The following is a 25,130-nucleotide window of genomic DNA, read 5'->3' as shown; positions in this document are numbered from 1 at the left end:
AACAACAGAGACTGCCCATCTAGGTACCGGAATCATGCGTTGTTCCATTCCAAAATAATTGCCGAACCGCGGCCAGGAGCCGAGTCAATCTTGACTGTTCCACCAACCGACTCAACACGATTGATGATCGAAAGCCTCAAACCCAAACGGTTTTTCGGAACGCGCGAAGGCCGGAAGCCTTTACCGTCATCTTTGATCACGATCTTGATGCCGTTGGCGCCACCCTTCATGCGAACCACACACTCGGCACCGGGGCCAGCGTGCTGCTTAGAGTTTGTGATGGCCTGGATTGTGGCCTCGCTCAGCGCAGCGGCGACTCGATTTGGAATCTGTAAGTCGCTTGCCCCGGTCTCACGAATCGTGACATCTGGGTAGTCGGTTTTGACCGTCTCAAGGAATGCACCGAAAAGACTAAATGACGTGATGTCGCTCTTGGTTGAGTCAATGGTGAAGGCATCATCTTCGAGCGCTTTGATAGCTGCATCGGCGAGCGCCTTGGCCTCTGAGATTCGCTGCGGATCGTTTGCTTTGGCCGTGACCAAGAGCGTAGTCAAAACTTTGTCGTGAACCAATGAGTCCACGCGCGAGCGTTCCTGCTCGATGGCGTCGATGCGGGCACGCTCGGCCTCTGCCTCGGCAGCGGCCTGCGCGGCTTCATCGGTTTTCTCAGCTTGGTCAATTAGCAGCAGGAGGAGCAGCGAAAAGGACGAGCTAAATAGAGCGGTGTACATGCTGTCTTTGAAAGCACCGAACGCCTCAGCGCTGCCGCCGGCTGGCGAAATCTGAACAAAGAACCAAACCACCGGAATACCGATTAGGTAGGTGAGACCCCAAACCAAAGGCAGTGAAACCGCTGCGGCAATACCGGCAGTGCCAATTACCCACCAAACCCACGGGTGATAACCATCGGGCAAAATACTTGGGTCTGGAACCTGAAATTGCCAGGTAAAAACCAGCAGCACCGAGACAATGGTGTACCCTCGCTGCGAATAGGCAGGGCGCTCAGTGAACCAGGCACCGTAAATAATCCAGGCCAGTGAGGCAATGTGCAAAAACAAGAATGCGGTAGCTAGCGGGGCATTCAGCAGTGGCAGCTGAGCAAATCCGTACAGATAAATTTCGGCACTAGAGATAACCAAGCCGATTGAAAGCACGCGGGCAATAAGTTTGACGATTCGGTTGACCGCAAAGCTCTTGGTTGGTCGGCTACGAAAAATGTACATGGTTACTGCGGCCCCTCTTCAAGAATTCCGTCTTCAATGGCACGTAGCAGCAGGTCGGTTTTGGTCGAAGTTGGTCTACCCGCGGATGAATACTTTGCACGCACTCGGTCGATCAATTCTTTGGCAGTGCTCTGCGCAATGTTCATCTCGGCTGCCGCCTGCTTCAATGCAAACCCCGATGCGTAGAGCGTCAGAACTTCGCGTTCGCGCGGCGAAAGGTTGGCCTGCTCCTTGAAAACTACGTCAGCATCAATCACCGCAGAAGTCTCAGTGTTGTTAACCACAACCCCGAGGGCAACTAGGCGAATCGCCTTCACCAGATCATCCATGGACTGTGACTTACGGACCAGGGCCGCAGCGCCCGCCTTGAGAGCAGAGGCTACCTGGGCGCGCTTATCGGCGATGCTAAAAATCAGCACCTGGCTACCAGCCTGAAGAATGGCCTTGACGTTGTCGGTGATGATTGAACCATCGGCTAGCGAGAGGTCGAGCACCACCACATCGCAGGTGTGTTCTGAATTGAGAGCCAATAGGCCGGCAACTGTGTCTGAGGCACCGCAAAACTGAAGCCCGTACTCCTCACAAACTCCGCGGAAAGCAAACCGAATGGCATCGTGGTCATCAACGATGCCAACGCAGATTTCGCGGTTGGTGGCGGCTAGGCTCGCGTCTTGCATGTTTAGCTCTTTCTCACCAGGCTGGCAACACACTCAACGTGGTGGGTGTGTGGGAACAGATCAAAAGCTCGCAATTCCTTTAGCTGGTAGTCACCGGCAAGGAACTGCTTGAGGTCTCTGGCCAGCGCGATTGGATCGCAGGCTACGTAAACAATGTGCTTTGGTGCAATCTTCATCAACTGATCAACCACCTTGGCACCGGCACCGGCGCGTGGTGGGTCAAGCACGATGGTTGAGTTACGCGGGCTGGCGGTTTTTCCGCCCTTGTCCAGGTTGCCCACCTTCTCGTTCAAGAAGCGCTCAACCGGAGCACAGACCGCTTTGACCTTAGGCAGGTCAGAGAGGTTCAGTGTTGCGTCATCGGTGGCCTGACGGAATGACTCAACTGAAGTCATTCGCAAGTCCTTGCCCACACGACCAGCAAGTGCGCTGGTGAACAATCCAACACCGCCGTAAAGATCAAGGTTGTCAGCTTCTTTATCAATTCCAACGGCCTGAACCATGTCGTTCACGCAGGATGCCAAAAGGTCGGCTGCCTTCTTGTGGACCTGCCAGAAACCGCCACCGCTAATGCGGAAGGTGCGGCCAGCTGCACGCTCAACTAGGCGTTCGTCGCCCTTGACCTTGTTGTCGATTCTCCACTGGACCTGGCCGGTGCTAGATGCCGAAACTTCAATCTTTCGGACATCCTGAAAGTTCTTGTTGTGCATTTCGGTCTCGCGAATTTCTTCGACTGCCAATGGCAGATCGCGAACCTTGACTACCTCGTGGCTGCGCTCACGATAAGGGCCAACTGTGCCTGCTTCGTCTACGTGAAGCTGCACGCGGGTGCGGTATCCGAGGCCGTTTGCCTCATCGTCGCCAGGCGCCGCCTCAACCACCGGGCGCAATTCGATGCCAGCCATACGCTGGAGGGCTTCTTCAATAACGTCAGCTTTCAACTCACGCTGACGAGCCAACTTGATGTGACCAAATTCGGCACCACCGGCACCGCCAGGTCCGGCCTGCTTCCAAAAGTGGGTTACGCGGTCTGGTGAGGCAACCAAAATTTCAGTCGGTTCGGCGCGGCAAAATGAGCCACCGCGGTCTTCGTAGACCACAGCCTTTACCTTCTTCGCCAGGCAGAACGTGCGATACAAAAACCACTCGCCCATCGTGACGGGCAACAAAGATGCCGCCGTGGGCAACCTTTTCAATGGTTAGTTCAAGATTCTTGGCCGACCCAGTTTGTAGTTTTACTCACCCTATAAGTGTGCCAGAGTATCGGTGTGACTCGTTTAGTTCTTGCATCTACCTCTCCTGCCCGACTCAGCCTGCTTAGATCGGCGGTATTGAACCAACCACGATTGCCCCGGGCGTCGATGAAGACCTGGTCGCCGATCGTGCAGCTCGATGGGGTTGATTCAGAACACCGCCGACATGGTGCACATTCTGGCTAAAGCAAAAGCTGAGGCTGTCATTGACCACCCGGATGCCCGCAATGCCGTGATTATCGGTTGTGATTCATCCCTGGAATTTGACGGCGAGCACTCGGTAACCGCACGAGCCAGAAGTAGCGCGAGCACGTTGGATGGCCATGCGGGGGCGTTCCGGAGTTCTGTACTCGGGCCACTGGTGATCGACAATCGTGACCCACGCCCGGGTGTGCTGCCCCCGGCAACCGGAAAAGTCTCAAAATCCATCGTGCATTTTGCCGACATTTCAGATCGTGAAATTGACGCATACGTGGCCACCGGCGAGCCACTAAAGGTTGCCGGCGCATTCACCATCGATGGTCTCGGTGGGGCCTTTTTGAAGTCAATCGAGGGCGATGCACACACCGTCATCGGTCTATCACTGCCCGACACTGCGCGAGCTGGTCTTGAGCCTGGGAATCGAATACACCAGCCTCTGGCAGTTGTCACAGTAGTTTTTGTGATTTTTTTGTGATCTCACTGCCAATAATTTGGGCATTTTTGCCAATAGGCTTGGGGGATTATGACTTCATCTACTCAGAAGAAAATCACCAAGGTCCTGATTGCTAACCGCGGCGAGATTGCTGGTGCGCATTGCGCGTGCGGCTAAGGATGCCGGCATTTTGTCGGTGGCTGTTTATGCAGGACCAATGACCGCGATGCAATGCACGTAAAGCTGGCCGACGAGGCTTATGCCTGCACGGCACCACTGGCCCTGAGACCTACCTGGTGATCGAGAAGATTCTGGCTATTGCCAAGAAGTCGGGTGCCGATGCGGTGTCACCCTGGTTACGGATCCTTGCCGAGAATGCGGCGTTTGCGCAGGCCGTTATCGATGCTGGGATTATTTGGATTGGCCCATCACCTCGTGCGATTGAGCAACTCGGCGACAAGGTTTCCAGCCGCCACGTGGCTGAAAAAGCTGGCGCCCCGCTGGCACCCGGAACCTTGACCCAGTATCGGGCGCCGAGAAGTTCTTGAGTTTGTTGCCCAGCACGGCCTACCGGTTGGCCATCAAAGCGGCATCGGTGGCGGTGGCCGCGGAATCAAGGTTGCCTATAAGACCGAGGAAGTCGCTGAACTATTTGAGTCGGCAACCCGTGAGGCAATTGCAGCCTTGGTCGCGGCGAGTGCTTTGTTGAGAAGTACCTTGAGAAGCCACGCCACGTGGAAACCCAGTGCTTGGCTGACGCCTACGGAAATGTTGTTGTGGTCTCTACCCGCGACTGCTCACTGCAGCGCCGCCACCAGAAACTTGTCGAAGAGGCACCGGCCCCGTTCTTGACCGAAGAGCAGAACCGCCGCCTTTACGAATCATCAAAGGCAATCTTAAAAGAGGTTGGCTACCAGGGCGCCGGTACCTGTGAGTTCTTGGTCGCTCAGGACGGCACAATCTCATTCCTCGAGGTCAACACCGCCTTCAGGTTGAGCACCCGGTTTTCTGAAGAAGTTACCGGCCTTGACCTAGTGCGCGAGCAGTTCCGCCTAGCCGAGGGTGGCGTGCTTGACTACGCCGACCCAGTGGTCAAGGGCCACTCATTCGAATTCCGCATCAACGGTGAAGACGCCGGCCGCAACTTTATGCCGGCACCTGGCCCAGTGCACGTATTCAAGGCGCCTTCAGGCCCTGGCGTGCGCGTTGACACCGGTGTTGGAGCCGGTGACGAGATCTCAGGTTCGTTCGACTCGATGGTGGCAAAGCTAATCGTGACCGGCGCAACTCGCAAAGAGGCCCTTGCTCGCTCACGCCGAGCACTTGCTGAGATGGAAGTTGTCTGGTCTTCCGACCGTGCTTCCGTTCCACCGCAAGATTTGTGAACGACCCAGCCTTTATCGGTGACGAGCAGGCAAACAAATTTGGCATCTACACCCGTTGGATCGAGACCGAGTGGGTGAACGACATTCCTGCTTGGGACTGGCGTTGCCGAACCTACCGGTGAAATTGCAGAACGCAACAACGTTGTGGTTGAGGTTGACGGCAAGGCGCATCGAGGTTTCACTGCCGAAGCGCCTGCTAGCTGCCGTGCCGGAGTTGCTGGACCGGCAATTGCCGGAGCTGCCCCAAAGCGCAAGAGCCACGGGTCAGCCAGTGCTGGTAGCGGTGTCGCTTCGGGCAACGCGCTCAAGGCTCCGATGCAGTCGACCGTGGTCAAGATTGCGGTTGCTGTTGGAGACACAGTTACCGAGGGTGACCTAGTTGTCGTGCTTGAAGCCATGAAGATGGAACAGCCGATGAACGCGCACAAAACCGGCGTCATCAAGTCAATCTCTGCTGTGGTTGGCACGACTGTTCCGGCCGGAACCGTGCTGCTGGAGTTTGAAGACTAAGCACTTAAACCAAAGGAGGGGTCCCGCGCTTGCGGGGCCCCTCTTTTGCTTAGCTAAATTTTTGGCCTAGACGTTTGGCATGTGCAGTGCACGAGCGGCATCGCTGATTGAACCAGACAACGATGGATACACGGTAAAGGTTCGTGCCAGTTCATCTACGGTCAAACGGTTCTCGATTGCAACCGCAATTGAATAGATAAGGTCTGATGCTCGAGGCGCAATTACCACGCCGCCGATAACGGTTCCACCGGTCGAACAGATCAGCTTAATAAAGCCGTCCTCGATACCCTGCATCTTGGCCCGCGGGTTGAGTTGAGTTGAATCTTCTCGACGAAACCAGATACCTTGCCCTCGCGAAGCTCCTGCTCGCTCCAGCCAACTGAGGCAATCTCAGGAGCGGTAAATACGTTTGACGCCACATTTCGCAGCTCGGTTGGGGCAGACACGTCACCCATGGTGTGGAACACCGCGGTTCGACCCTGCATGGCGCTGACCGAAGCTAGCGGCAAGAAAGTGGTGCAGTCACCGACCGCATAAACGTTGGCACGTGAGGTGCGGGCTACCTTGTTCACTTCAACGTGACCCGATGGGGTCAAAGCGACTCCAGCTTCTTCGAGACCCAGCCCCTGAGTGTTTGGAATCGAACCAACAGCCATCAAGCAGTGGCTGCCCTTGATTACCTTGCCGTCAGCAAGGGTGACCTCTACCCCGCTGCCGGTGTTCACGACTTTGTCGGCACGGGTGTTGTTGAAAATGTTGATGCCGTTGCGGCGGAAGACGTGCTCTAGTAGGTCGGCGGCGTCATCATCTTTGCCAGGCAAAACTTTATCGCGGCTTGAAATCAAGTGACCTCAGAACCTAGAGCGTTGTAGGCAGAGGCAAACTCGGCACCGGTTACACCTGAACCGACCACAATCATGTGCTCTGGCAGTTTGGTCAGGTTGTAAAGCTGAGTCCAGGTAAAAATTCGGTCGCCGTCTGGCTTGGCATCTGGCAACTGCCTTGGGTGGGCGCCAACGGCAACAATGATGGTCTTAGCCTCAAGACGCTCCGGCTTGTTGTCCTCGATGGCGTCAACAATCACGTGGTGGTTTCCGTCGAGGCGCGCAGACCCGCGGATCACACGGACCCCGGCCTGAAGCAGGGTCTCGAGCATGTCCGAGGACTGGTTTTCGGCAAGGTCTAGTAGGCGCTGGTTGACGATGGCAAGGTCAATCTCGAGCTTTGGCTTGATTACCTGACCGGCAAAAGAAAACTTAACCCCCAGGGTGGTGGCGTGAGCCACACGCTGCGCTGCTTCGGCAGTGGCGATGAGGGTTTTGGAAGGCACAACGTCAGTAAGAAACTGCTGCTCCCACCAACACCATTGCGCTCAATCAGAGTTACCTCTGCGCCGAGTTGCACCGGCTAAGGCCGCTTCGTAGCCGCCAGGCCCTCCACCGATGATGACAATATGGTGTTTCTTTTTTTCGACAGTACTCACCCTTCAATTCTGCCACCGTAAACTCGAAGGATGAACAACCCACTAGATGATTCAGCGACGAATCCATTTGACATTGCTGCCCAGGCAGCCGAGACCATTGCTCAGCTCACCGGAGTTGCCTGCATGACATTGCACTTACCCTCGGCTCAGGCTGGGCCAAGGCCGCAGACCTAATCGGTGAGACCGTAGCCACAATTGACGCCACCCAGGTATCGGGTTCTCGGCACCAGCCGTGCAGGGCCACGTGGCCACGTTGCGTTCAATCAAACTGCCGAGCGGAAAGCACGCGCTGGTTCTTGGTGCTCGCACCCACTACTACGAAGGCCACGGTGTGCGCCGCGTTGCCCACGGTACCCGCACAGCGGCTGCCACCGGAGGTCAAGACCATGATTTTGACCAACGGCGCCGGAGGCATCAAAGAACCTGGAAGCCTGGAACCCCGGTTCTGATCAGCGACCACATCAACCTCACTGCCACCAGCCCACTAGAGGGCGCAAAGTTTGTTGACCTGACTGACCTTTACTCAAAGCGACTTAGAGATTTGGCGCGCACCGTAGACGCCACGCTCGACGAAGGTGTTTACTGCCAGTTCCGCGGACCTCACTATGAGACCCCAGCCGAAGTCCAAATGGCCAAGGCGATCGGTGGTCACATCGTGGGCATGTCAACCACGCTCGAGGCAATTGCCGCTCGCGAAGCCGGCATGGAAATTCTTGGCCTCTCACTCATCACCAACCTGGCTGCCGGAATCCAAAAGGAACCGCTAAGCCACGCTGAAGTTTTGCAGGCTGGCAAGGACGCCGAGGTTCGCATCAGCGCCCTCCTTGCCGAGATTATTGCCAAGCTCTAGTCATGACTGAGCAACTGATTGCGGCGGCTCAGGCTTGGGCCGACCAGGACCCTGATGCTGAGACTCGCGCCGAGCTGATTGAGCTGATTCAGGCAGGCAACATCGATGCACTGCAGGCCCGAATGGGATCTCGCCTAGAGTTCGGCACTGCCGGCCTACGCGGCGAACTTGGCGCCGGACCTAACGAATGAACCGAGTTTTGGTAGCCCAGGCCGCAGCAGGTATTCGCGACTACGTACTGGAGCAGTTTCCGCAGGGTGCATCGGTGGTAATTGGTTTTGACGGCCGAATCAATAGCGACATTTTTGCTCGCGATTCAGCCGAGATTTTTGCCGCGGCTGGCATTGAGACCAGCCTCTTTGACTCTGTCGTACCCACCCCGGTTTTGGCATTTGCCGGCAAGCACCTCGGGACATCGGCCGCGATTATGGTCACTGCGTCTCACAATCCACCCAGAGACAACGGATACAAGGTTTACCTTGGCGGCGCCAACGGTGGGTCGCAGATAACCTCGCCGGCCGACAAAGAAATCAGTGCCAAGATTCACGCCGTGGCCGCTGGGCAAACTTTTGACGAGATTCGAAATCAAGCAACTACCGAATCATCGGTGATGAGATTCGCGACTGTACATCGACAGAACCAGCACCCTAACCGGACCGATTGCCAACGGCGATGACGTGAAGATTGTTTACACCGCCATGCACGGAGTGGGTTGGCACGTAGTTGAGAAGCTATTTGCCAAGGCTGGCCTGGCCCGCCTGCAACGGTCGAAGCTCAGCTGCTACCCGATGGATTGTTTCCTACCGTTGGCGTTTCCGAACCCAGAAGAACCGGGCGCGATGGATCTGAGTTTTGCCCTAGCGCGCAGTGTTGATGCTGACCTGATTTGGCTAATGACCCAGATGCTGACCGACTGGCAATTGGAATTCCGGATGCCAACGCAGTCGAAGGCTGGCGCAGACTAACTGGCGATGAACTGGGTCTGTTGCTTGGTCACGAAGTAGCCAAGCGTGCCGTCGAGTCCGGAATTTCAGGCAACCTGGCCTGCTCGATTGTGTCCAGCAGCGCCCTCGCTAAGGTTGCTGAAAAGTTCAACCTGGGTTACCGCGAAACACTGACCGGCTTCAAGTGGATCTCAAAAGTGCCGAACCTAATCTTTGGTTTCGAGGAGGCTCTGGTTACTGCATCGACCCAACCAGCACCCCTGACAAAGACGGAATCTCGGCTGCGCTCATGGTTGCGGCGATTGCACGCCGATCTTGCCAAGAGGGCCGCACCATTTCAGATCGCCTCGATGAAATGGGTGAGCTCTACGGCCACTTTGCAACCGGGCAGATTTCAATCCGTGTTGAAGACCTTTCGGTGATTGCCAACCTGATGAGCAAACTGCGCAACGACCCACCAAAAAACATCGATGGTGTTTCGGCCACATTCACCGACTTGAAAATTGGCTCGCCAGATTTGGGACCAACCGACGGTCTGCGATTTGATCTTGCTGACGGCCCGCAGAGTGATCGTGCGCCCATCGGGCACCGAACCAAAACTAAAGTGCTACCTTCAAGCGACGGGTTCAACCAAGGACGCCGCGCAAACCGCACTTGCCTCGTTGAATACTGCGATGAAAGCTCTGCTCAACTAGAGGAGCGAGTCTGACAACTTGGTCGTGATTTCTTCAAGGTCAAAGAAGTGATCGATTGTGATGACCTCTGATGGTAAACCCTTGAGCGATTCAGCCAAGTCTGCGGTAGTCAAAATAATTTGAGCATCGCGAGATTCGCGCGCGGTTTTTACATCGGTGGCCTCAACCGTGGCCTCAACACCGATGGTGCGCAGAACCTTCTCGGCGTTCATCTTCAGCAGAACTGAAGTGCCGATACCCATTCCACAAACCGCAATAATCTTCATGCCTCAATTGTCGCAGACGGGGCTAAAACAAACTACGGAGATGTTCGGCATTCACCGCATTTAACAGAGAATTCACATACTCGGCATCTGAGAGCGCGATTGCGAGCTCTTGCATTACATCCAGGTGTCCGTCGTGGTCAACCGCACAAAGCCCAATCACCAACCGCACCGGATCATTGGCGGAATTTCCAAATGGAATTGGTTCGGCAAGCACAACCAGGCTCAACCCGGTTTCGATCACGGCGTCTGAAGGCTTGGAGTGGGCGAGCGCAATGCCCGGGGCAATGACGATGTAGGGGCCGTGGGTTTCAACCACCTCAACCATTTCAAGCGTGTACTGAGGTGTCACCCGACCGCTGGCTACCAGCAAGTCGCCAGCCAGCGTGATTGCGTGGTCTCGATCCAACGCGATGGCCCCAACCTGAACAGCATGCTCACCGAAGGCTGCTGCCAAGTTAGGAAACCGCATGTTTAGCGCCAGCTGCTGCCGCGTAAGCCTCTTGGATAACCTCGATTAGCTCTTCACGGTCGTGGATTGGTTGGAATGAGTGCTCTGCCGCAGTGGTCATGAATACCTCTAGGTCTTCAATTCCGTAACCGAAGGTGTCGACCAAAAGTTCAAGCTCGCGAGTCAGTGTGGTGCCACTCATGAGGCGGTTATCGGTGCTCACGGTCACGGCAAAACCAAGGTCATAGAACACGTCAAACGGGTGGTCGCTCATTTTGTCGCCCAGCATGCTGATGGCACCGGTCTGCAGGTTGGATGAAGGGCAGATTTCTAGCGCAATGCCGCGGTCGTTTACCCACTCGGCAACTGGGCCAAGCTCAACAACATCGGTGTCATCTTCAGTGCGACTGAACATGATGTCTTCAATCAAGCGCACGCCGTGGCCCAAGCGCAGTGCGCGGCCGCTGACGATTGCATCACGGATACTCTCGACACCGTCTGCCTCACCGGCGTGAACGGTAACTGGGAACAGCTCGCCAGCTAGGTAGTCGAAGGCAGCCTTGTGCTGGCTTGGCAAGAAGCCCTTTTCGGCTCCGGCGATGTCGAAACCAACGACTCCGCCATCGCGGTGACGAACAGCAAGCTCGGCGATTTCAAGCGCACGATCTGCGTGGCGCATGGCAGTAATCAGCTGCCCGGTACGAATGTAGCCACCCTGCTTCTCAATGATCGCGGCACCCTCTTCAAGACCATCCTGCACTGCCTCAACAGCTTCATCCAGGGTCAAACCGCGGGTCAGGTGCTGCTCAGGTGCCCAACGAACCTCACCGTAAATGACGCCATCGTTAGCTAGGTCAATTACAAACTCACGGGCAACACGGGTTAGGTGCTCGCGGGTCTGCATGACCGCGGTGGTGATGTCAAAAGTCTTTAGGTACTCAACCAGTGAGCCCGAGTCAGCTGACTTCTCGAACCACGTACGCAGTTCTTCGGCTGTGTTTGCCGGCAGTTCTAGGCCGATCTCTGCAGCCATTTCGATGATGCTCTGCGGGCGCAGGCCGCCATCTAGGTGATCGTGAAGTGAAATCTTCGGCAGTGACTGAATGTCGAATTTCGCCATTTTTTATTCTCTTTCTTGGCGTTAGCCGTTGATTTTTTCAAGCACAATTTTGCGTGGTGCAGCAGAAGCCTCAATCTTAAACGACCCGCTGAGTGCATCGAGTGCTCGTTCAAAGCGTTCAGGTTCATCGGTGTGGAGAGTCATGAGCGGTGCACCGGCCTCAACGCGCTGGCCCTGCTGGGCGTGCAGCGTGATACCGGCACCAAACTGCACTGCGTCTTCTTTGCGGGCGCGCCCAGCGCCGAGGCGCCAAGAGGCAGTGCCAACCTGCAGTGCATCGAGCTGGCTGAGATAACCAGATTCTGGTGCGGTAATCACGTGGTGTTCTTTTGCCTCTGGCAACGCCGCATCTGGGTCGCCGCCTTGGGCAGAGATCATCTGGCGCCACTTGTCCATGGCGCGGCCATCCTTGAGAGCAGCTTCAACATCGATGTCTGGCTTGCCGGCCAGACGCAACATTTCACGAGCCAACTCAACAGTGATTTCGACTACATCGGCCGGACCGCCACCGGCAAGAACCTCTAGCGATTCCTTGACCTCAAGAGCATTTCCGATTTCCAATCCCAATGGGGTTGACATGTCAGTGAGTAGCGCCGAGGTGTTGACTCCAGCATCCTGACCCAACTGAACCATCACTGTGGCCAGCTCGCGAGCACGGTCGATGTCTTTCATGAAGGCACCCGAACCGACTTTGACATCTAGAACTAGCGAACCGGTGCCCTCGGCAATCTTTTTAGACATGATTGACGATGCAATCAGCGGAATTGCCTCGACTGTTCCGGTCACATCGCGAAGCGAGTAGAGCTTGCGGTCAGCAGGGGCCAGACCCGAACCCGCAGCACAGATTACGGCGCCAACTTCGGCCAGCTGACGGTTAAATTCTTCGTTGGAGATTTGCGCGCGCCAACCAGGAATGGACTCCAATTTGTCCAGGGTTCCACCGGTGTGACCCAAACCGCGACCGGAAAGCTGAGGAACAGCCACGCCAAAAACCGCGACCAAGGGGGCTAGCGGCAGGGTGATTTTGTCGCCAACACCGCCGGTCGAGTGTTTGTCTGAGGTTGGCACCTTGAGGTCTGCGTAGTTCAATCGCTCGCCCGAGGCAATCATTGCCAGGGTGAGGTCCTTGATTTCGCGGCGATTCATACCGTTGAGCAAAATTGCCATGGCCATAGCCGACATCTGCTCGTCGGCCACAACTCCGGTGGTGTAATTGGCAATCAGCCAGTTGATCTGCTCGGTAGAGAGCTCACCCTTATCGCGCTTGGCAACGATTAGTTCTGGCGCTGAAAATTCAGACATTATGCTCTTTCTTCAAGATCGCGAGGCCCAAATGCATCTGGGATGACCTCGTCGATGGTTTTGAAACCAGATACGGTTTCAAGAATCATGCCCTTGGCTGAGTGCTCAAAAAGCAGTTGGCGGCAACGACCGCAAGGCATCAGGATGTTTCCGTGGCCGTCGACACAGGTGAATGCCACCAGCTTGGCCGGTCCGGCACCATCGGCAGCGCCCATTGCCAACGCGCTCACTAAAGAACACTCTGCGCAAAGAGTTAATCCGTATGAAGCGTTCTCAACGTTGCACCCAGAAACCACTCGCCCGTCTTCGGTTAGCGCCGCAGCACCAACCGGAAACTTTGAGTAAGGAACATAGGCCTTTTGCATTGCCGAGTTGGCGGCAGCCCGGAGGGCATCCCAGTTAATTTCAGACAAAAGAAGACCTAACTCTTTATGTAGGCTTTGCCGGTTGCAGCCGGGCCGGTGACCTTGCCGACCAAACCTGCCACTGCAACTACGGTCAACGCGTAAGGCAGCATCAGCAAGAACTGGCTAGGTACGTCTGAACCGATGATGCTGAGCACCGACTGGAGGTTTTGCGCAAAACCAAACATCAAGGCGGCCAGGGTTGCATAGATCGGGTTCCAGCGACCAAAGATCAGCGCGGCCAAGGCAATGTAACCGGCACCCGCAGTCATCTCTTTACTGAACGAGCCAACGGCACCGAGGGTGAAGAACGCGCCACCGATACCTGCCAGTGCACCACCGAGCATCACGCTCATGTAGCGAGTGCGGTAAACCTTGATACCAACGGTGTCGGCAGCCTTCGGGTACTCGCCAACCGCACGAACGCGCAGACCCCAGCGGGTCTTGAACAGCGCCACGTAAACCACAGCAACGGCAATGTACATGAGGTACACGATCAGGGTCTGTGAGAACAGCAGCGGTCCAAGAATTGGAATCTGGGACAGCAGCGGGATGTCGATCTGGTCGAAACGCTCAGGCTGGTTTAGGGCCACTAGGTCGCGAGTCATGACCGTTGAGTACAAGAAGCTGGTCAAACCAATTACCAAGACGTTCACGACCACACCAACGATGATTTGGTCAACCACGTACTTGATGGCAAAGACGGCCAGGATTCCGGCAATCAGCGAACCAGCAATCGCAGCTGCGATGAGGCCCGCGGTGAGGCTGTGGGTGATCGAAGTGACCATGGCCGAGGCAAAAGCACCTGCCAAAAGCTGGCCTTCAATTGCGATGTTGATGACACCAACGCGCTCAGAAAGCACACCGGCAAGTGAACCGAAAATAAGCGGAACAGCTAGTGCCAACGAACCCTGAAGAGTAGTGGTGACCGGGAACATTTCACCGACGAAAATCAGCACCAGCAGCTGCTGAACGAAAGCGAAGGCAAATAGGCCGGTGACCCACAGCGGGGTCTTTTTGCGCTTGAGTGCCAAGAACCACGAAGCAGCAGTAGCCAAACCGAGCAGGCTAAAAATTAGCCACCCAGCACCGGCCACCGGAATTTCGAAGTCTGGAACCTCAAAGAGTTCATTGCCGGCATTGAAACTGAATAGCGTTGTGCCGGCCGGAGCTGTTGCCGCCAGCCACAGGCTGAGAACAACAAAGAGCGAGAAAGCAATCGGTGTCTTTATTGAGCGCTTCATTATGCAGCCACCTGCTTCTTTTCTGCCTGCTTTTTGGCTAGGTCAGGTACACGGAACATAAACCGCACCAGTGGCGGCGCTGCAATAAAGAGAACCACCAGCGACTGCACGATAAGCACGATGTCAATTGGTACCTTTTGGTTTGCCTGCATGATTACCGCACCGGCACGAAGCGCACCAAACAGAACGCCGGCAGCCAACACACCCAGAGGCTTTGATCGGCCAAGCAGCGCAACGGTAATGGCGTCAAAACCAAAGCTGGCTGCCACGCTTGGGGTTAGGTACTTCTCAGCACCCAATACCTGGGCGGTTCCGGCCAAACCGGCCAGCGCACCCGAGACCGCCATGACCAATACGTAGGTGACACCGATGTTGATACCGGCAGTTTTGGCCGCATTCGGGTTGTGACCCAAAGCACGGAACTGGAAACCAATTGAAGAGCGGTTTAGCAACCACCAAACGGTTGCAACCATGGCTAGCATGACAAAGAACGCCGCGTTGATGCGGTAATCGTCTCCCATGAATCTCCAGTACTTGGCCGAGGCCGCGATTTCTGGAGAAATTGGGTTGGTTGCGTTTGGCGCCTGAAACAGCGGAGTGGTGAGAATCCAGAAAAGCAAAAGGCTGGCGATGTAGTTCATCATGATGGTCACAATGACCTCATTGGCACCGGTGGCAGCCTTCAAGAAACCAACAAAACCACCGAACAGCGCTGAGGCCAAAATACCGGCGATAACGGCAACTGGAAGGTGAATGATGGCTGGCAACTCGAGGCTAAAACCAACCCAAGCAGCACCCATCGCACCAAAGATAATCTGGCCGGTTCCACCGATGTTGAATAGGCCTGATCTAAATGCCACTGCCATGCCCAAGCCGGCCAGGGTAATCGGTGTTGCGTAGGTAAGGGTCTCGGTCAGCGGCTTAATCATGCCCACGCTGTCCATGGCCTTGTAGTTGAAAATTGATCCGCGGAACAGCGCGTCATAGGCACCGAACACCGCGTTCCACACTGCCGACAAGAAGTCGGTTGGTCGGGCAAACAGGTAGCCAGAGGTCGCCTGGACGTCCTCGTTGGCAAATGCAATCAAAAGGCCACCGATAAGGAACGATGCCAAGACCGCCAGCACAGTTACCAGTGCACTTGGGTTGAAGATTTGCTTCACAACTTTGTTCATGCGCTGATACCTGCCATCATCTGACCCAAAACTGAACGCGGAGTTGTGGCTGGCACAACGCCCACCACCTTGCCGCGGTACATAACTGCGATGCGGTCGCCCAGCTGAGTTGCCTCATCGAGCTCGGTTGCCACAATCAGCACCGGAATTCCGCTGTCGCGAGTTGCCACGATTTGCTCGTGAACAAACTCGATCGAACCTACGTCCAAACCACGAGTAGGCTGCGAGGCCACAAGCAAACGAAGCTCACGGGCGAGTTCGCGGGCCAAGACCACCTTCTGCTGGTTTCCACCCGAAAGTTCTGACGCCTTTGAATTGATGCTCTGCGCGCGAATGTCGAACTGCTTCAGCTTTTCTTCGGCGAACTGCTTCAGGAAGTTGAGCTGAAGGCTAATGCCCTTGGCAAATGGCTTGCGATCGCTGCGGTCAAGCATCAGGTTTTCGGCAATCGTAAAGTCGGCGACGAGGCCGTCTTCAGTACGGTCCTCAGGAACAAAACCAACACCTAGGTCGAGAACCTGCTTGACGTTTTTGCCAATCAGCTGGTTACCATCGAGCTCAATCGATCCTGTGGTGCGGCCGTGCATACCGATGATTGCCTCGGTTAGTTCAGTCTGGCCGTTGCCCTGAACTCCGGCGATTACCAAGATTTCACCCTCGCGGATTTCTAGGTTGACGTCATCAAGAACCTTGGTTCCAGCATGATTCCAGGTCGAAAGTCCGGTGATTTTGAAGGTGGTCTTGCCAAGCTTTGGTTCACCCTTATCGACATCGAGGTCAACGGCACGACCAACCATCATCGAGGCCAACTCGTTGGCCGAGGCCTTTGGGTCGGCCTCACCGACAACCTTGCCAAGACGAATCACAGTGATTTTGTCGGCTACTTCTTTTACCTCACGAAGTTTGTGAGTGATGAAAACAATTGCCTTGCCTTCGGCACGCAGCTGCTTCATGATGGCCATCAACTCATCGGTCTCTTGAGGGGTGAGCACCGCTGTTGGCTCATCAAAAACCAAAACCTGAGCGTCGCCCATCAGGGCCTTGATGATTTCTACACGCTGCTGAACACCGACCGGAAGATCGCCAACGATGGCATCTGGGTCTACTTCAAAACCAAAGCGTTCTGAAATTTCGCGCACCTGCTTGCGCGCTGCCTCGAGGTCTAGCAAGCCACCAAACTTAGTTGGCTCGTGACCGAGAATCACATTTTCGGCGACGGTAAAGACTGGGATCAGCATGAAGTGCTGGTGCACCATTCCAATGCCGGCTGCCATCGCGTCACCCGGACCAGAAAATTTAACGACCTTGTCGTCGATCAAGATGTCTCCGCCATCGGCTTGATACAAACCGTAAAGGACGTTCATCAGGGTTGATTTGCCAGCACCGTTTTCGCCAAGTAGACAGTGAATTTGGCCTGGTTCAGCGACCAGGTTCACATTGTCATTAGCAGTCATGGTGCCAAAGCGTTTGGTAATGCCTCGGAGTTCCAGCTTCATTGCCATTTCCCGTTTCAGTTCTTCGTGTTATCCACGTCAGATTTTCAGTCTAATTGGGCAATTTGAACCAACTGACCGACTAAAAAAGTTGGGGGCCGAATACTCGACCCCCAACTTTCGTTAGATTTTTACTTCGATTTAGTACTCAGAGGTCACTTCTACATCGCCAGCGATGATTGCAGCCTCAAGAGCAGCAACTTCATCAGCTAGACCAGCAGACCATGCAGCATCGTGCTCTGGAGCAATGCCCACACCGTCGTTCTCTAGAGTTCCAACGTAAAGAGCCTCGCCGCCGGCGAAGTTGCCGTTTAGGGCCTCTTCGATGGTCTCAAAGATTGCAACGCTCATGTTCTTCTGGATTGAGGTCAAGATCAGTGACTTGAACTCGTCGAACTTAGGGTTTGTGTACCAGTCGGTGTCAACACCGATAACGTAAACGCCTTCAGCATCAAGGGCTGCCTGACCTGCACCAAGACCTACTGGACCTGCAACAGGAAGGATGATATCTGCACCCTGCTTGATGAAGTTGGCAGAAACTGTCTTGCCCTTGGCAACGTCTTGGAAGTCACCGGTCATGGTCCACTTTGAACGGTCGTCACCCTCGGCTCCAAGAACCTCAACTGAGGTACCCTTTGCCTCGTTGTAGTATGCAACACCCTGCTTGAAGCCATCCATGAAGATGGTTACAGATGGGTAGTTAGCGCCACCGAAGGTAGCTACCTTGCCGGTCTGAGTGGTTGCAGCTGCAACGTAACCTGCCAGGAATGCAGCCTCTGCAGTGTCAAACAAAAGTGGCTTAACGTTGTCGACTGGTCGGTAGCTAAAGTCAGCGTTAACTAGCTTTTCGTCAACAAGTGCGAAGTTCACGTCTGGGTTTGCTGCAGATGCCTTGTCAGTAGCCGCGCCTAGTGCAAAACCGACATTTACAACCAAGTCGCAACCTTCGGCAACCATGGCGTCAACGTTCGGCTGGAAGTCTGCGTCTGAGGCTGACTGGGCCTCAGCTGACTGAACGCCAAGAACAGCAATTGCCTTCTTTAGGCCGTTGTATGCCTCTTCGTTGAATGAACCGTCGTCAAAACCACCCTGGTCTGAGACCATGCAAGCCTTGAAGTCAACTGGTTCTGCTGATGGCTCTGCAGGGGCAGCGGCGCAACCAGCAAGGGTTAGTGCTGAAACAGAAGCCAGCGCCAGACCCTTAAGAATGTTGTTGTTCATTTGAATTCCTCCCGGAATATCGGCACATGGCTTTCATGAGCCGTCGTTGCTAGCCTAATTGCCCTTCGGAGGGCATTGATACGCCAAAGTGATTCGTTTAGAAAACTTAACTATTTTGAAACAATCACTCTTCGGTTAGCCGAATATTTCAGCAGCCCGAGCGGGACTAAAGAACGTCTGAGTGCCCGGTTGCCTTGAGTGCGTCAACCAAACTCTTGACTCGCTGAGCGTGCTCCTTGGTGGTAACCAAAAGCGCGTCGGGTGTGTCAACCACAATGATGTCTTCAACACCGATTAGTGCAATCAGACGATCGGTGTCACTGACCAGGATGCCGCTGGATGAATCAGCTAGGACCTTGGCGTTGCCCAATACCGCAAGGTTGCCGCGGCGACCCTGAGACTGCAGTTCGGCAATGGCGGCAAAGTCGCCGACATCGTGCCAGGTAAAGGTTGCCGGAACTACGGCAACCAAGCCGGCTGCAGCTGCAGGCTCGGCAACCGAATAATCGATGGCAACCTTCTTGAGCTTCGGCCAAATTTTCTCTAGCGATGCCTTGCGGTCATCGGTGTCCCAGGCATCCGCCATAGCCAGGATGGCAGCGTGAAGTTCTGATTCTGATTTTTGGAGCTGCTCGAGCAACACCGATGCCGGGGCAATAAACATGCCGGCGTTCCACAGGTACTCGCCAGACTCTACATATTTGCGAGCCTTGGCAATGTTTGGCTTCTCAACAAACTTGACTACGTTTCGAGCATTCGGTGCCGACGCTAGGTTCAATGATTCACCGGACTTGATGTATCCAAAACCCACCGATGGCTCGGTTGGTTCGATGCCGATGGTCACAATCTTGCCAGTAGCGGCAACCTCAACTGCCTCGCGAACGGTGGCTCGAAAAAGCTCGTCTTCGTTGATCACGTGGTCGGCAGCGAAAGATCCAATAATTACGTCTGGCTCGCGCTTCATCAAAATCGCTGCCGCGAGCGCAATGGCTGCCGTTGAGTCTTTAGGTGAAAGCTCGAGGACCAGGTTCTCGGTAGACAAATCTTCGATTTGCTCTAGAACCGCAGACTTGTGCACCTTGCCGGTTACCACCAAGATGCGGTCGCGGCCGGCAATCGGAGTTAGTCGATCCCAGGTGTCCTGAAGGAGAGTTTGACCAGAGCCGGTTAGGTCGTGGAGAAACTTAGGGGCCGAGGCACGTGAGAGCGGCCAAAGCCGACTTCCGATGCCGCCGGCAGGAATGATGCTGAAGAATCGATCAATTGGATCTCGCTGAATGCCCATAACAATCAAAACCCTAGCCGACTGGGCGTTAATCGGCGAGGGCAGGCTGTCAATGGGCGTAGACTTAAACCGAATTTTCTTTTCAGAAAAACGCCAATCCAGGAGGATTTTCGTGCCGTCAATGCCAGCAGGTACTTTGTATCGGGGAAAAGTTGGAATGTGGTCTTGGGTGCTGCACCGCATCACCGGAGTTGCAATTTTCTTTTTCTTGCTCGTTCACATTCTTGACACCGCGCTCGTGCGATTGAGCCCAGAGGCTTACAATGCGGTTATCGCCACCTACAAGACTCCACTAATCGGTGTCGCAGAACTTGGCCTGGTAGCCGCCATCCTGTTCCACGCTCTCAATGGCCTTCGAGTCATCTTGATTGACTTCTGGCGCAAGGGCGTCAAGTACCAGAACGTCATGTTTTGGGTGGTTGTTGCCCTAGCTGCTCTGACCTTCATCGGCTTTGCCCCTCGTCACCTATCTCACGTATTCGGTTAAGGAGTAGCGAAATGTCTGTAGTAATCGAGCAACCACGCGCTCCTCGTAACCGCAACCAAGCCAACCTCGAGAAGTACGGCTGGCTCTACATGCGTGCCTCTGGTGTGCTGTTGGTCATCCTGATTTTTGGCCACCTATTCACCAACCTCTTTTTAGGTGAAGGCATCAAGGCCATTGACTTTGCTTTCGTAGGCGGCAAGTGGTCAGACCCATTCTGGAAGGTTTGGGACCTAGCCATGCTTTGGCTAGCCATGATTCACGGCACCAACGGTATGCGCACGATTGTGAACGACTACACCTCGAAGGAATCAACTCGCAAGGTTTTGGTTACCTCTCTATGGGCAGTTTGTGCAGTTCTTGTAGTTCTGGGCACTCTGGTGGTCTTCACCTTCGACCCATGCCCTGCAGGCGCCGCTGCAGAGCTTCTTCCATCTTTCTGTTCGGCAAAGTAGCCCCAAAGGAATCTATAAATTGTCTAGCGCAACTCCAAAGGTTCACCACTACCAGTACGACGTTGTGATTGTTGGCGCCGGTGGCGCTGGCATGCGTGCAGCCATCGAGGCTGGGCCACACGCCAAGACCGCGGTTATCTCCAAGCTGTTTCCTACCCGCTCGCACACTGGTGCAGCTCAGGGCGGAATGGCCGCAGCCCTAGCTAACGTTGAAGAGGACAGTTGGGAATGGCACACCTTTGACACCGTCAAGGGTGGCGACTACCTGGTTGACCAGGACGCTGCTGAGATTCTTGCTAAAGAGTCAGTTCAGGCAGTTATCGACCTAGAGAACATGGGTCTACCTTTCAACCGCACTCCAGACGGCAAGATTGACCAGCGCCGCTTCGGTGGCCACACCCGTGACCACGGCAAGGCTCCGGTCCGCCGCTCATGCTACGCAGCCGACCGCACCGGTCACATGATTCTTCAGACCCTCTACCAGAACTGCGTCAAGCTGGGCATTGAGTTCTACAACGAGTTCTATGTTCTGGACCTAGTCATGAACAAGGTTGACGGCGAAGAGCGCCCATCGGCTGTTGTGGCTTACGAACTTGCCACCGGCGAGATTCACGTATTCCAGGGCAAGAGCATCATCTTTGCAACCGGTGGCTTTGGCAAGATCTTCAAGACCACTTCAAACGCGCACACCCTGACCGGTGATGGCGTTGGCATCATCTACCGCAAGGGTCTTCCGCTTGAGGACATGGAGTTCTACCAGTTCCACCCGACCGGCCTTGCCGGACTGGGCATCTTGCTTTCTGAAGCAGCCCGAGGTGAGGGTGGAATCCTTCGCAACTCATCTGGCGAGCGCTTTATGGAGCGCTATGCACCGACCATCAAGGACCTTGCTCCGCGAGACATGGTTGCTCGCGCAATGGCCAACGAGGTTCGTGAGGGTCGCGGTGCTGGACCAAACAAAGATTACGTTCTACTTGACCTAACTCACCTGCCACCTGCAGTCATCGATGAGAAACTGCCGGACATCACCGAGTTTGCCCGCACCTACTTGGGTGTTGAGCCTTACACCGAGCCGGTTCCAGTGTTCCCAACTGCTCACTACGCAATGGGTGGAATCCCGACCAACGTGCAGGCAGAGGTTCTTCGCGACAACAAGACCGTTGTGCCAGGCCTTTACGCGGCTGGTGAATGCGCCTGTGTATCAGTTCACGGCGCAAACCGCCTCGGCACCAACTCGCTCCTTGACATCAACGTCTTCGGTAAGCGCGCCGGTATCGCAGCGGTTGAATACGCCAAGACTGCAAAGCACGTCGATGTTCCTGCCAACGCTGCCGACGAGGTCATCTCGATGATCGAGAAGGTTCGCAACTCAAAGGGCACCGAAAAGGTAGCTGTACTTCGCAAGGAGCTGCAGGACACCATGGACAAGAACGCTCAGGTGTATCGCACCGAGGAGTCTCTAAACGAGGCACTCGACAAGATCGCCGAGCTTCGCGTGCGCTACGAGAACATCGCAGTTCAAGACAAGGGTCAGCGCTTTAACACCGACCTGCTTGAAGCTATTGAACTTGGATTCTTGCTTGACCTTGCTGAGGTTTTGGCATTCACCTCACGTGAACGTCGTGAAAGCCGCGGCGGTCACTTCCGTGAAGACTACGAGACTCGTGACGACAAGAAGTTCATGGTTCACTCAATGGCCTACTTGACCGACAAGCCAGCTAAAAAGCCGGGCGACAACATCAAGATCGACTGGAAACCAGTCACGATTACTAACTACCAGCCAATGGAGCGTAAGTACTAATGACTGAGGCAGCTAACACCCCAACCGCTTTCGAAGAGATGGGCGCTGTTCCGTCTTTTCAGGTAACCCTATTTGTTCGCCGCTACAACCCTGAAGATGGTCAAGAAGCGCGCTGGCAGGACTTTGACGTTCAGGTTCACGGCACCGACCGCGTGCTTGACGCCCTGCACAAGATCAAGTGGGAGATGGATGGTTCGCTAACCTTCCGCCGCTCATGCGCCCACGGTGTTTGTGGTTCTGATGCAATGCGCATCAACGGCCGTAACCGCCTTGCCTGCAAGACGCTGATCAAGGACCTTGACATCACTCAGCCAATTTACGTTGAGCCAATCAAGGGTCTAGAGGTCGAAAAAGACCTAGTTGTAGACATGAACCCGTTCTACCAGGCATACCGCGACATCAAGCCATTCTTGATTGCCAGCGACAACCCTGAAAAGGAGCGCCTACAGAGCGCAGCCGAGCACTCAAAGTTTGAGGACACCACCAAGTGCATTCTTTGCGCGGCCTGCACCACATCTTGCCCAGTCTTCTGGACCGATGGTCAGTACTTTGGTCCAGCTGCGATTGTGAACGCACACCGCTTTATCTTTGACTCTCGTGACGAGGCTGCCGATGTCCGCATCGACATCTTGAACGACAAAGAGGGCGTCTGGCGCTGCCGCACCACCTTCAACTGCACCGAGGCTTGCCCTCGCGGCATCGAGGTGACCAAGGCTATCGCTGAGGTCAAGCAGGCCATTCTTCGCGGCAAGCCGTAACCTGTGTCACTGAAAGTTGCGACGGTAAACGTCAACGGTGTTCGCGCTGCCTTCAAGAAAGGCATGGCCGACTGGTTGGCTGCCAACCAAGACATCGATGTAATTGCACTTCAAGAGGTGCGCGCCGAGACCAAAGACCTGGTCGAGCTATTTGAAGCCAACCCACCGGCAAACGGCAGCTGGCACTTTTTGCACGACGCGGCCAGCGCAAAGGGCCGCGCCGGCGTTGCCATTGTGAGCAAAATTGCACCGATTGCCCACCGCACCGAGTTGGGCCCAGATGACTTTGATTCAGCCGGCCGTTGGCTTGAGGCGGACTTTGACATCGATGGCACCCCGATTACCGTGATCAGCACCTACGTGCACTCGGGCGAGGTTGACACCCCAAAGCAAGTTGAAAAGTACAAGTTTCTTGAGGCCATGACCAGCCGAATGAATGACCTAATTACCTCGGGCGCCAAGGCTGTTGTGGTTGGCGACCTAAATGTTGGGCACACCGAGCTGGACATCAAGAACTGGAAAGGCAACCTCAAAAACGCAGGCTTTTTGCCGGCGGAGCGTGCCTATTTTGACACCATGATGGGCGAGCAGGGCTGGGTTGATGTTGGCCGTGCCGCTCACCCAGATGTGGCTGGCCCATACACCTGGTGGTCATACCGAGGACAGGCGTTCGACACTGATGCCGGCTGGAGAATTGACTACCACCTAGCAACCCCAGCCCTAGCTGCGGGTGCCAGCAACTACCTAGTGCACCGAGCCGCTTCGTATGACACTCGCTGGACCGACCACTCCCCTGTGGTTGTTGACTACGCCATTTAGCCTCTCCCTAAGCGCTCTGGGCGCTCGTCTAAACTTGTCCCTATGACTAAACCAAACCTGCTCTCTGGAATGCAGCCATCGGCTGGATCTCTTCACCTCGGAAATTATCTGGGTGCTTTGGTCAACTGGACCAAGATGCAGGATGACTACAACGCTTTCTACTGCGTGGTTGACCTGCACGCCATCACGGTTCCGCAGGACCCTGCCCAGTTGCGCCAGAACACTCGTGTCACAGCGGCACAGTACCTAGCCGCAGGCATCGATGAAAATAAGTCGGCGCTGTTTGTTCAGTCACATGTTCCGGCCCACGCTCAGTTGGCCTGGGTACTCATGACGCTTACCGGTTTTGGCGAGGCCGGCCGAATGACTCAGTTCAAAGACAAGTCACAAAAGAACGGTGCCGATTCAGCATCGGTGGGCCTGTTTACCTATCCGGTCCTACAGGCAGCCGACATCCTGCTGTATCAGCCAAAGGCAGTGCCAGTTGGCGAGGACCAGCGACAGCACCTAGAACTAACCCGTGACCTGGCTAACCGATTCAACTCAAGATTCGGCGAGACCTTTGTGATTCCAGAAGCGGTAATTCTCAAAGAGACTGCAAAGATTTACGACTTGCAAAACCCTGAGGCCAAGATGTCGAAGTCTGGTGACCCAAAGGGCCTAGTCAACATCATGGATGAGTCGAACGTGATTCTGAAGAAGATCAAGAGCGCAGTTACTGACAACGATGGCGTCGTGCGCTTTGATCGCGAAACCAAACCAGGTGTTTCGAACCTGTTGGGAATTCACTCTGCAATTTCAGGCCAGAGCATCGATTCTCTCGTTGCCCACTTTGATGGCAAGGGTTACGGAGACCTGAAGGGCGAAGTAGCCGAGGTGGTCTTGGGCGCGGTAGAACCTATTCGCACTCGGGCAAATGAGCTTTTGACAGACCCTGCCGAACTGGACCGCCTTTTGGCACAGGGTGCAGCCAAGGCAAATGAACTTGCTGAGAAGACCTTGGGAATTGTTTATGACCGAATTGGGTTTATTCCTGCAGGGCGTTAGCCTTATTTAGCAACACACGTTCTTCGGGGTCAGTGAAAATCTGAGCCGGCGGTTACAGCCCGCGACCCGCCCACTTCGGTGGTCGGTTGAATCTGTGAAATTCAGATGCCGACGGTTAAAGTCCGGATGGGAGAAGAACAGGCTTAGGTCGCGC

General features: G+C 55.0%; 25 protein-coding genes, 3 pseudogenes and 1 riboswitch. Of the genes and pseudogenes, 14 read left to right on the top strand and 14 right to left on the bottom strand.

Features of this window, described 5'->3' with window-relative positions; genetic code table 11:
* Positions 1–32: 32 nt before the first annotated feature.
* Genes OO731_RS01260 through OO731_RS01250 form a run of 3 tightly spaced genes read right to left on the bottom strand, consistent with a single transcriptional unit; the run spans position 33 to position 3,069 of the window.
* Positions 33–1,223 carry an ATP-binding protein gene (locus OO731_RS01260; protein ID WP_264890339.1) on the bottom strand — a complete coding sequence of 397 codons (1,191 nt, stop codon included), beginning with the start codon at positions 1,221–1,223 and terminating at the stop codon, positions 33–35.
* 2 nt (positions 1,224–1,225) lie between these two features.
* Positions 1,226–1,900 (bottom strand): response regulator, encoded by a 675-nt coding sequence (locus OO731_RS01255; protein WP_264890338.1) that lies wholly within the window; start codon positions 1,898–1,900, stop codon positions 1,226–1,228.
* Positions 1,901–1,902: 2 nt separating this feature from the next.
* Positions 1,903–3,069, bottom strand: a complete 1,167-nt coding sequence (locus OO731_RS01250) for a class I SAM-dependent RNA methyltransferase (RefSeq protein WP_264890337.1) — start codon at positions 3,067–3,069, stop codon at positions 1,903–1,905.
* A 223-nt stretch (positions 3,070–3,292) separates the two neighbouring features.
* Between OO731_RS01250 and OO731_RS01245 the strand changes: the two genes are divergently transcribed.
* On the top strand, positions 3,293–3,829 hold the full coding sequence (locus OO731_RS01245; RefSeq protein WP_264890336.1) for a Maf family protein: 537 nt from the start codon (positions 3,293–3,295) through the stop codon (positions 3,827–3,829).
* Between the two features lie 48 nt (positions 3,830–3,877).
* Positions 3,878–5,682: pseudogene (locus tag OO731_RS01240) on the top strand (biotin carboxylase N-terminal domain-containing protein).
* Positions 5,683–5,748: 66 nt separating this feature from the next.
* Here the strand turns inward: OO731_RS01240 and OO731_RS01235 are convergent.
* Positions 5,749–7,165: pseudogene (locus OO731_RS01235) on the bottom strand (NAD(P)H-quinone dehydrogenase).
* A 30-nt stretch (positions 7,166–7,195) separates the two neighbouring features.
* Here OO731_RS01235 and OO731_RS01230 point away from each other — a divergent pair.
* From OO731_RS01230 to OO731_RS01205, 6 genes and pseudogenes are all read left to right on the top strand, one after another.
* Positions 7,196–8,015, top strand: a pseudogene (locus tag OO731_RS01230) (purine-nucleoside phosphorylase).
* Between the two features lie 2 nt (positions 8,016–8,017).
* A complete protein-coding gene (locus OO731_RS01225) occupies positions 8,018–8,206 on the top strand; it encodes a hypothetical protein (RefSeq protein WP_264890335.1) in 189 nt (62 codons plus the stop codon).
* The gene (locus OO731_RS01220) at positions 8,203–8,691 is read left to right on the top strand and encodes a hypothetical protein (protein ID WP_264890334.1); all 489 of its coding nucleotides are present in this window, start codon (positions 8,203–8,205) and stop codon (positions 8,689–8,691) included. Before OO731_RS01225 ends, OO731_RS01220 begins: the two co-directional genes overlap by 4 nt.
* Position 8,692: 1 nt before the next feature.
* A complete protein-coding gene (locus OO731_RS01215) occupies positions 8,693–8,980 on the top strand; it encodes a hypothetical protein (protein WP_264890333.1) in 288 nt (95 codons plus the stop codon).
* The gene (locus OO731_RS01210; RefSeq protein ID WP_346732379.1) at positions 8,902–9,381 is read left to right on the top strand and encodes a hypothetical protein; all 480 of its coding nucleotides are present in this window, start codon (positions 8,902–8,904) and stop codon (positions 9,379–9,381) included. The genes OO731_RS01215 and OO731_RS01210 overlap by 79 nt, the downstream gene beginning before the upstream one ends.
* A gap of 144 nt (positions 9,382–9,525) precedes the next feature.
* The gene (locus OO731_RS01205; RefSeq protein ID WP_346732382.1) at positions 9,526–9,654 is read left to right on the top strand and encodes a hypothetical protein; all 129 of its coding nucleotides are present in this window, start codon (positions 9,526–9,528) and stop codon (positions 9,652–9,654) included.
* Here OO731_RS01205 and OO731_RS01200 read toward each other — a convergent pair.
* The 10 genes from OO731_RS01200 to OO731_RS01155 all read right to left on the bottom strand — a co-directional run bounded on the left by OO731_RS01200 (position 9,651) and on the right by OO731_RS01155 (position 19,612).
* The gene (locus tag OO731_RS01200; RefSeq protein ID WP_138275010.1) at positions 9,651–9,920 is read right to left on the bottom strand and encodes a PTS sugar transporter subunit IIB; all 270 of its coding nucleotides are present in this window, start codon (positions 9,918–9,920) and stop codon (positions 9,651–9,653) included. The genes OO731_RS01205 and OO731_RS01200 overlap by 4 nt on opposite strands.
* Positions 9,921–9,942: 22 nt before the next feature.
* The gene (locus tag OO731_RS01195) at positions 9,943–10,389 is read right to left on the bottom strand and encodes a PTS sugar transporter subunit IIA (protein WP_264890332.1); all 447 of its coding nucleotides are present in this window, start codon (positions 10,387–10,389) and stop codon (positions 9,943–9,945) included.
* Entirely contained in the window at positions 10,376–11,488 is a 1,113-nt protein-coding gene (locus OO731_RS01190) for an adenosine deaminase (RefSeq protein WP_264890331.1), read from the bottom strand. Before OO731_RS01190 ends, OO731_RS01195 begins: the two co-directional genes overlap by 14 nt.
* Before the next feature lie 21 nt (positions 11,489–11,509).
* Positions 11,510–12,790 (bottom strand): thymidine phosphorylase, encoded by a 1,281-nt coding sequence (locus tag OO731_RS01185; protein ID WP_264890330.1) that lies wholly within the window; start codon positions 12,788–12,790, stop codon positions 11,510–11,512.
* Positions 12,790–13,203 (bottom strand): cytidine deaminase, encoded by a 414-nt coding sequence (locus tag OO731_RS01180; RefSeq protein WP_264890329.1) that lies wholly within the window; start codon positions 13,201–13,203, stop codon positions 12,790–12,792. Before OO731_RS01180 ends, OO731_RS01185 begins: the two co-directional genes overlap by 1 nt.
* 8 nt (positions 13,204–13,211) lie before the next feature.
* Entirely contained in the window at positions 13,212–14,438 is a 1,227-nt protein-coding gene (locus tag OO731_RS01175) for an ABC transporter permease (protein WP_264890328.1), read from the bottom strand.
* Positions 14,438–15,613 (bottom strand): ABC transporter permease, encoded by a 1,176-nt coding sequence (locus OO731_RS01170; RefSeq protein WP_138275004.1) that lies wholly within the window; start codon positions 15,611–15,613, stop codon positions 14,438–14,440. Before OO731_RS01170 ends, OO731_RS01175 begins: the two co-directional genes overlap by 1 nt.
* Positions 15,610–17,109 (bottom strand): ABC transporter ATP-binding protein, encoded by a 1,500-nt coding sequence (locus OO731_RS01165; protein WP_138315979.1) that lies wholly within the window; start codon positions 17,107–17,109, stop codon positions 15,610–15,612. The genes OO731_RS01170 and OO731_RS01165 overlap by 4 nt, the downstream gene beginning before the upstream one ends.
* A gap of 138 nt (positions 17,110–17,247) precedes the next feature.
* Positions 17,248–18,327 carry a BMP family ABC transporter substrate-binding protein gene (locus OO731_RS01160; protein ID WP_264890327.1) on the bottom strand — a complete coding sequence of 360 codons (1,080 nt, stop codon included), beginning with the start codon at positions 18,325–18,327 and terminating at the stop codon, positions 17,248–17,250.
* A gap of 166 nt (positions 18,328–18,493) precedes the next feature.
* Complete coding sequence (locus OO731_RS01155; protein WP_264890326.1) at positions 18,494–19,612, bottom strand: mannose-1-phosphate guanylyltransferase; 1,119 nt, start codon at positions 19,610–19,612, stop codon at positions 18,494–18,496.
* 121 nt (positions 19,613–19,733) lie between these two features.
* Between OO731_RS01155 and sdhC the strand changes: the two genes are divergently transcribed.
* From sdhC to trpS, 6 genes are read left to right on the top strand one after another with little or no spacing between them, the layout of a single operon-like run.
* The gene (sdhC, locus tag OO731_RS01150) at positions 19,734–20,099 is read left to right on the top strand and encodes a succinate dehydrogenase, cytochrome b556 subunit (protein ID WP_264890650.1); all 366 of its coding nucleotides are present in this window, start codon (positions 19,734–19,736) and stop codon (positions 20,097–20,099) included.
* 11 nt (positions 20,100–20,110) lie between these two features.
* Entirely contained in the window at positions 20,111–20,551 is a 441-nt protein-coding gene (locus OO731_RS01145) for a succinate dehydrogenase hydrophobic membrane anchor subunit (RefSeq protein ID WP_138274999.1), read from the top strand.
* 19 nt (positions 20,552–20,570) lie between these two features.
* Entirely contained in the window at positions 20,571–22,352 is a 1,782-nt protein-coding gene (sdhA, locus tag OO731_RS01140; RefSeq protein ID WP_264890325.1) for a succinate dehydrogenase flavoprotein subunit, read from the top strand.
* Complete coding sequence (locus tag OO731_RS01135; protein ID WP_138274997.1) at positions 22,352–23,110, top strand: succinate dehydrogenase iron-sulfur subunit; 759 nt, start codon at positions 22,352–22,354, stop codon at positions 23,108–23,110. Before sdhA ends, OO731_RS01135 begins: the two co-directional genes overlap by 1 nt.
* 9 nt (positions 23,111–23,119) lie before the next feature.
* Entirely contained in the window at positions 23,120–23,929 is an 810-nt protein-coding gene (locus OO731_RS01130) for an exodeoxyribonuclease III (RefSeq protein WP_264890649.1), read from the top strand.
* A gap of 42 nt (positions 23,930–23,971) precedes the next feature.
* Complete coding sequence (gene trpS, locus OO731_RS01125) at positions 23,972–24,976, top strand: tryptophan--tRNA ligase (RefSeq protein ID WP_264890324.1); 1,005 nt, start codon at positions 23,972–23,974, stop codon at positions 24,974–24,976.
* A gap of 15 nt (positions 24,977–24,991) precedes the next feature.
* Positions 24,992–25,118, top strand: a riboswitch (FMN riboswitch).
* The last annotated feature ends 12 nt before the right edge of the window (positions 25,119–25,130 follow it).

Source organism: Rhodoluna sp. KAS3, from assembly GCF_026000575.1.
Lineage (GTDB): Bacteria > Actinomycetota > Actinomycetes > Actinomycetales > Microbacteriaceae > Rhodoluna.
This window is presented reverse-complemented; position numbering and strand designations above follow the sequence as displayed.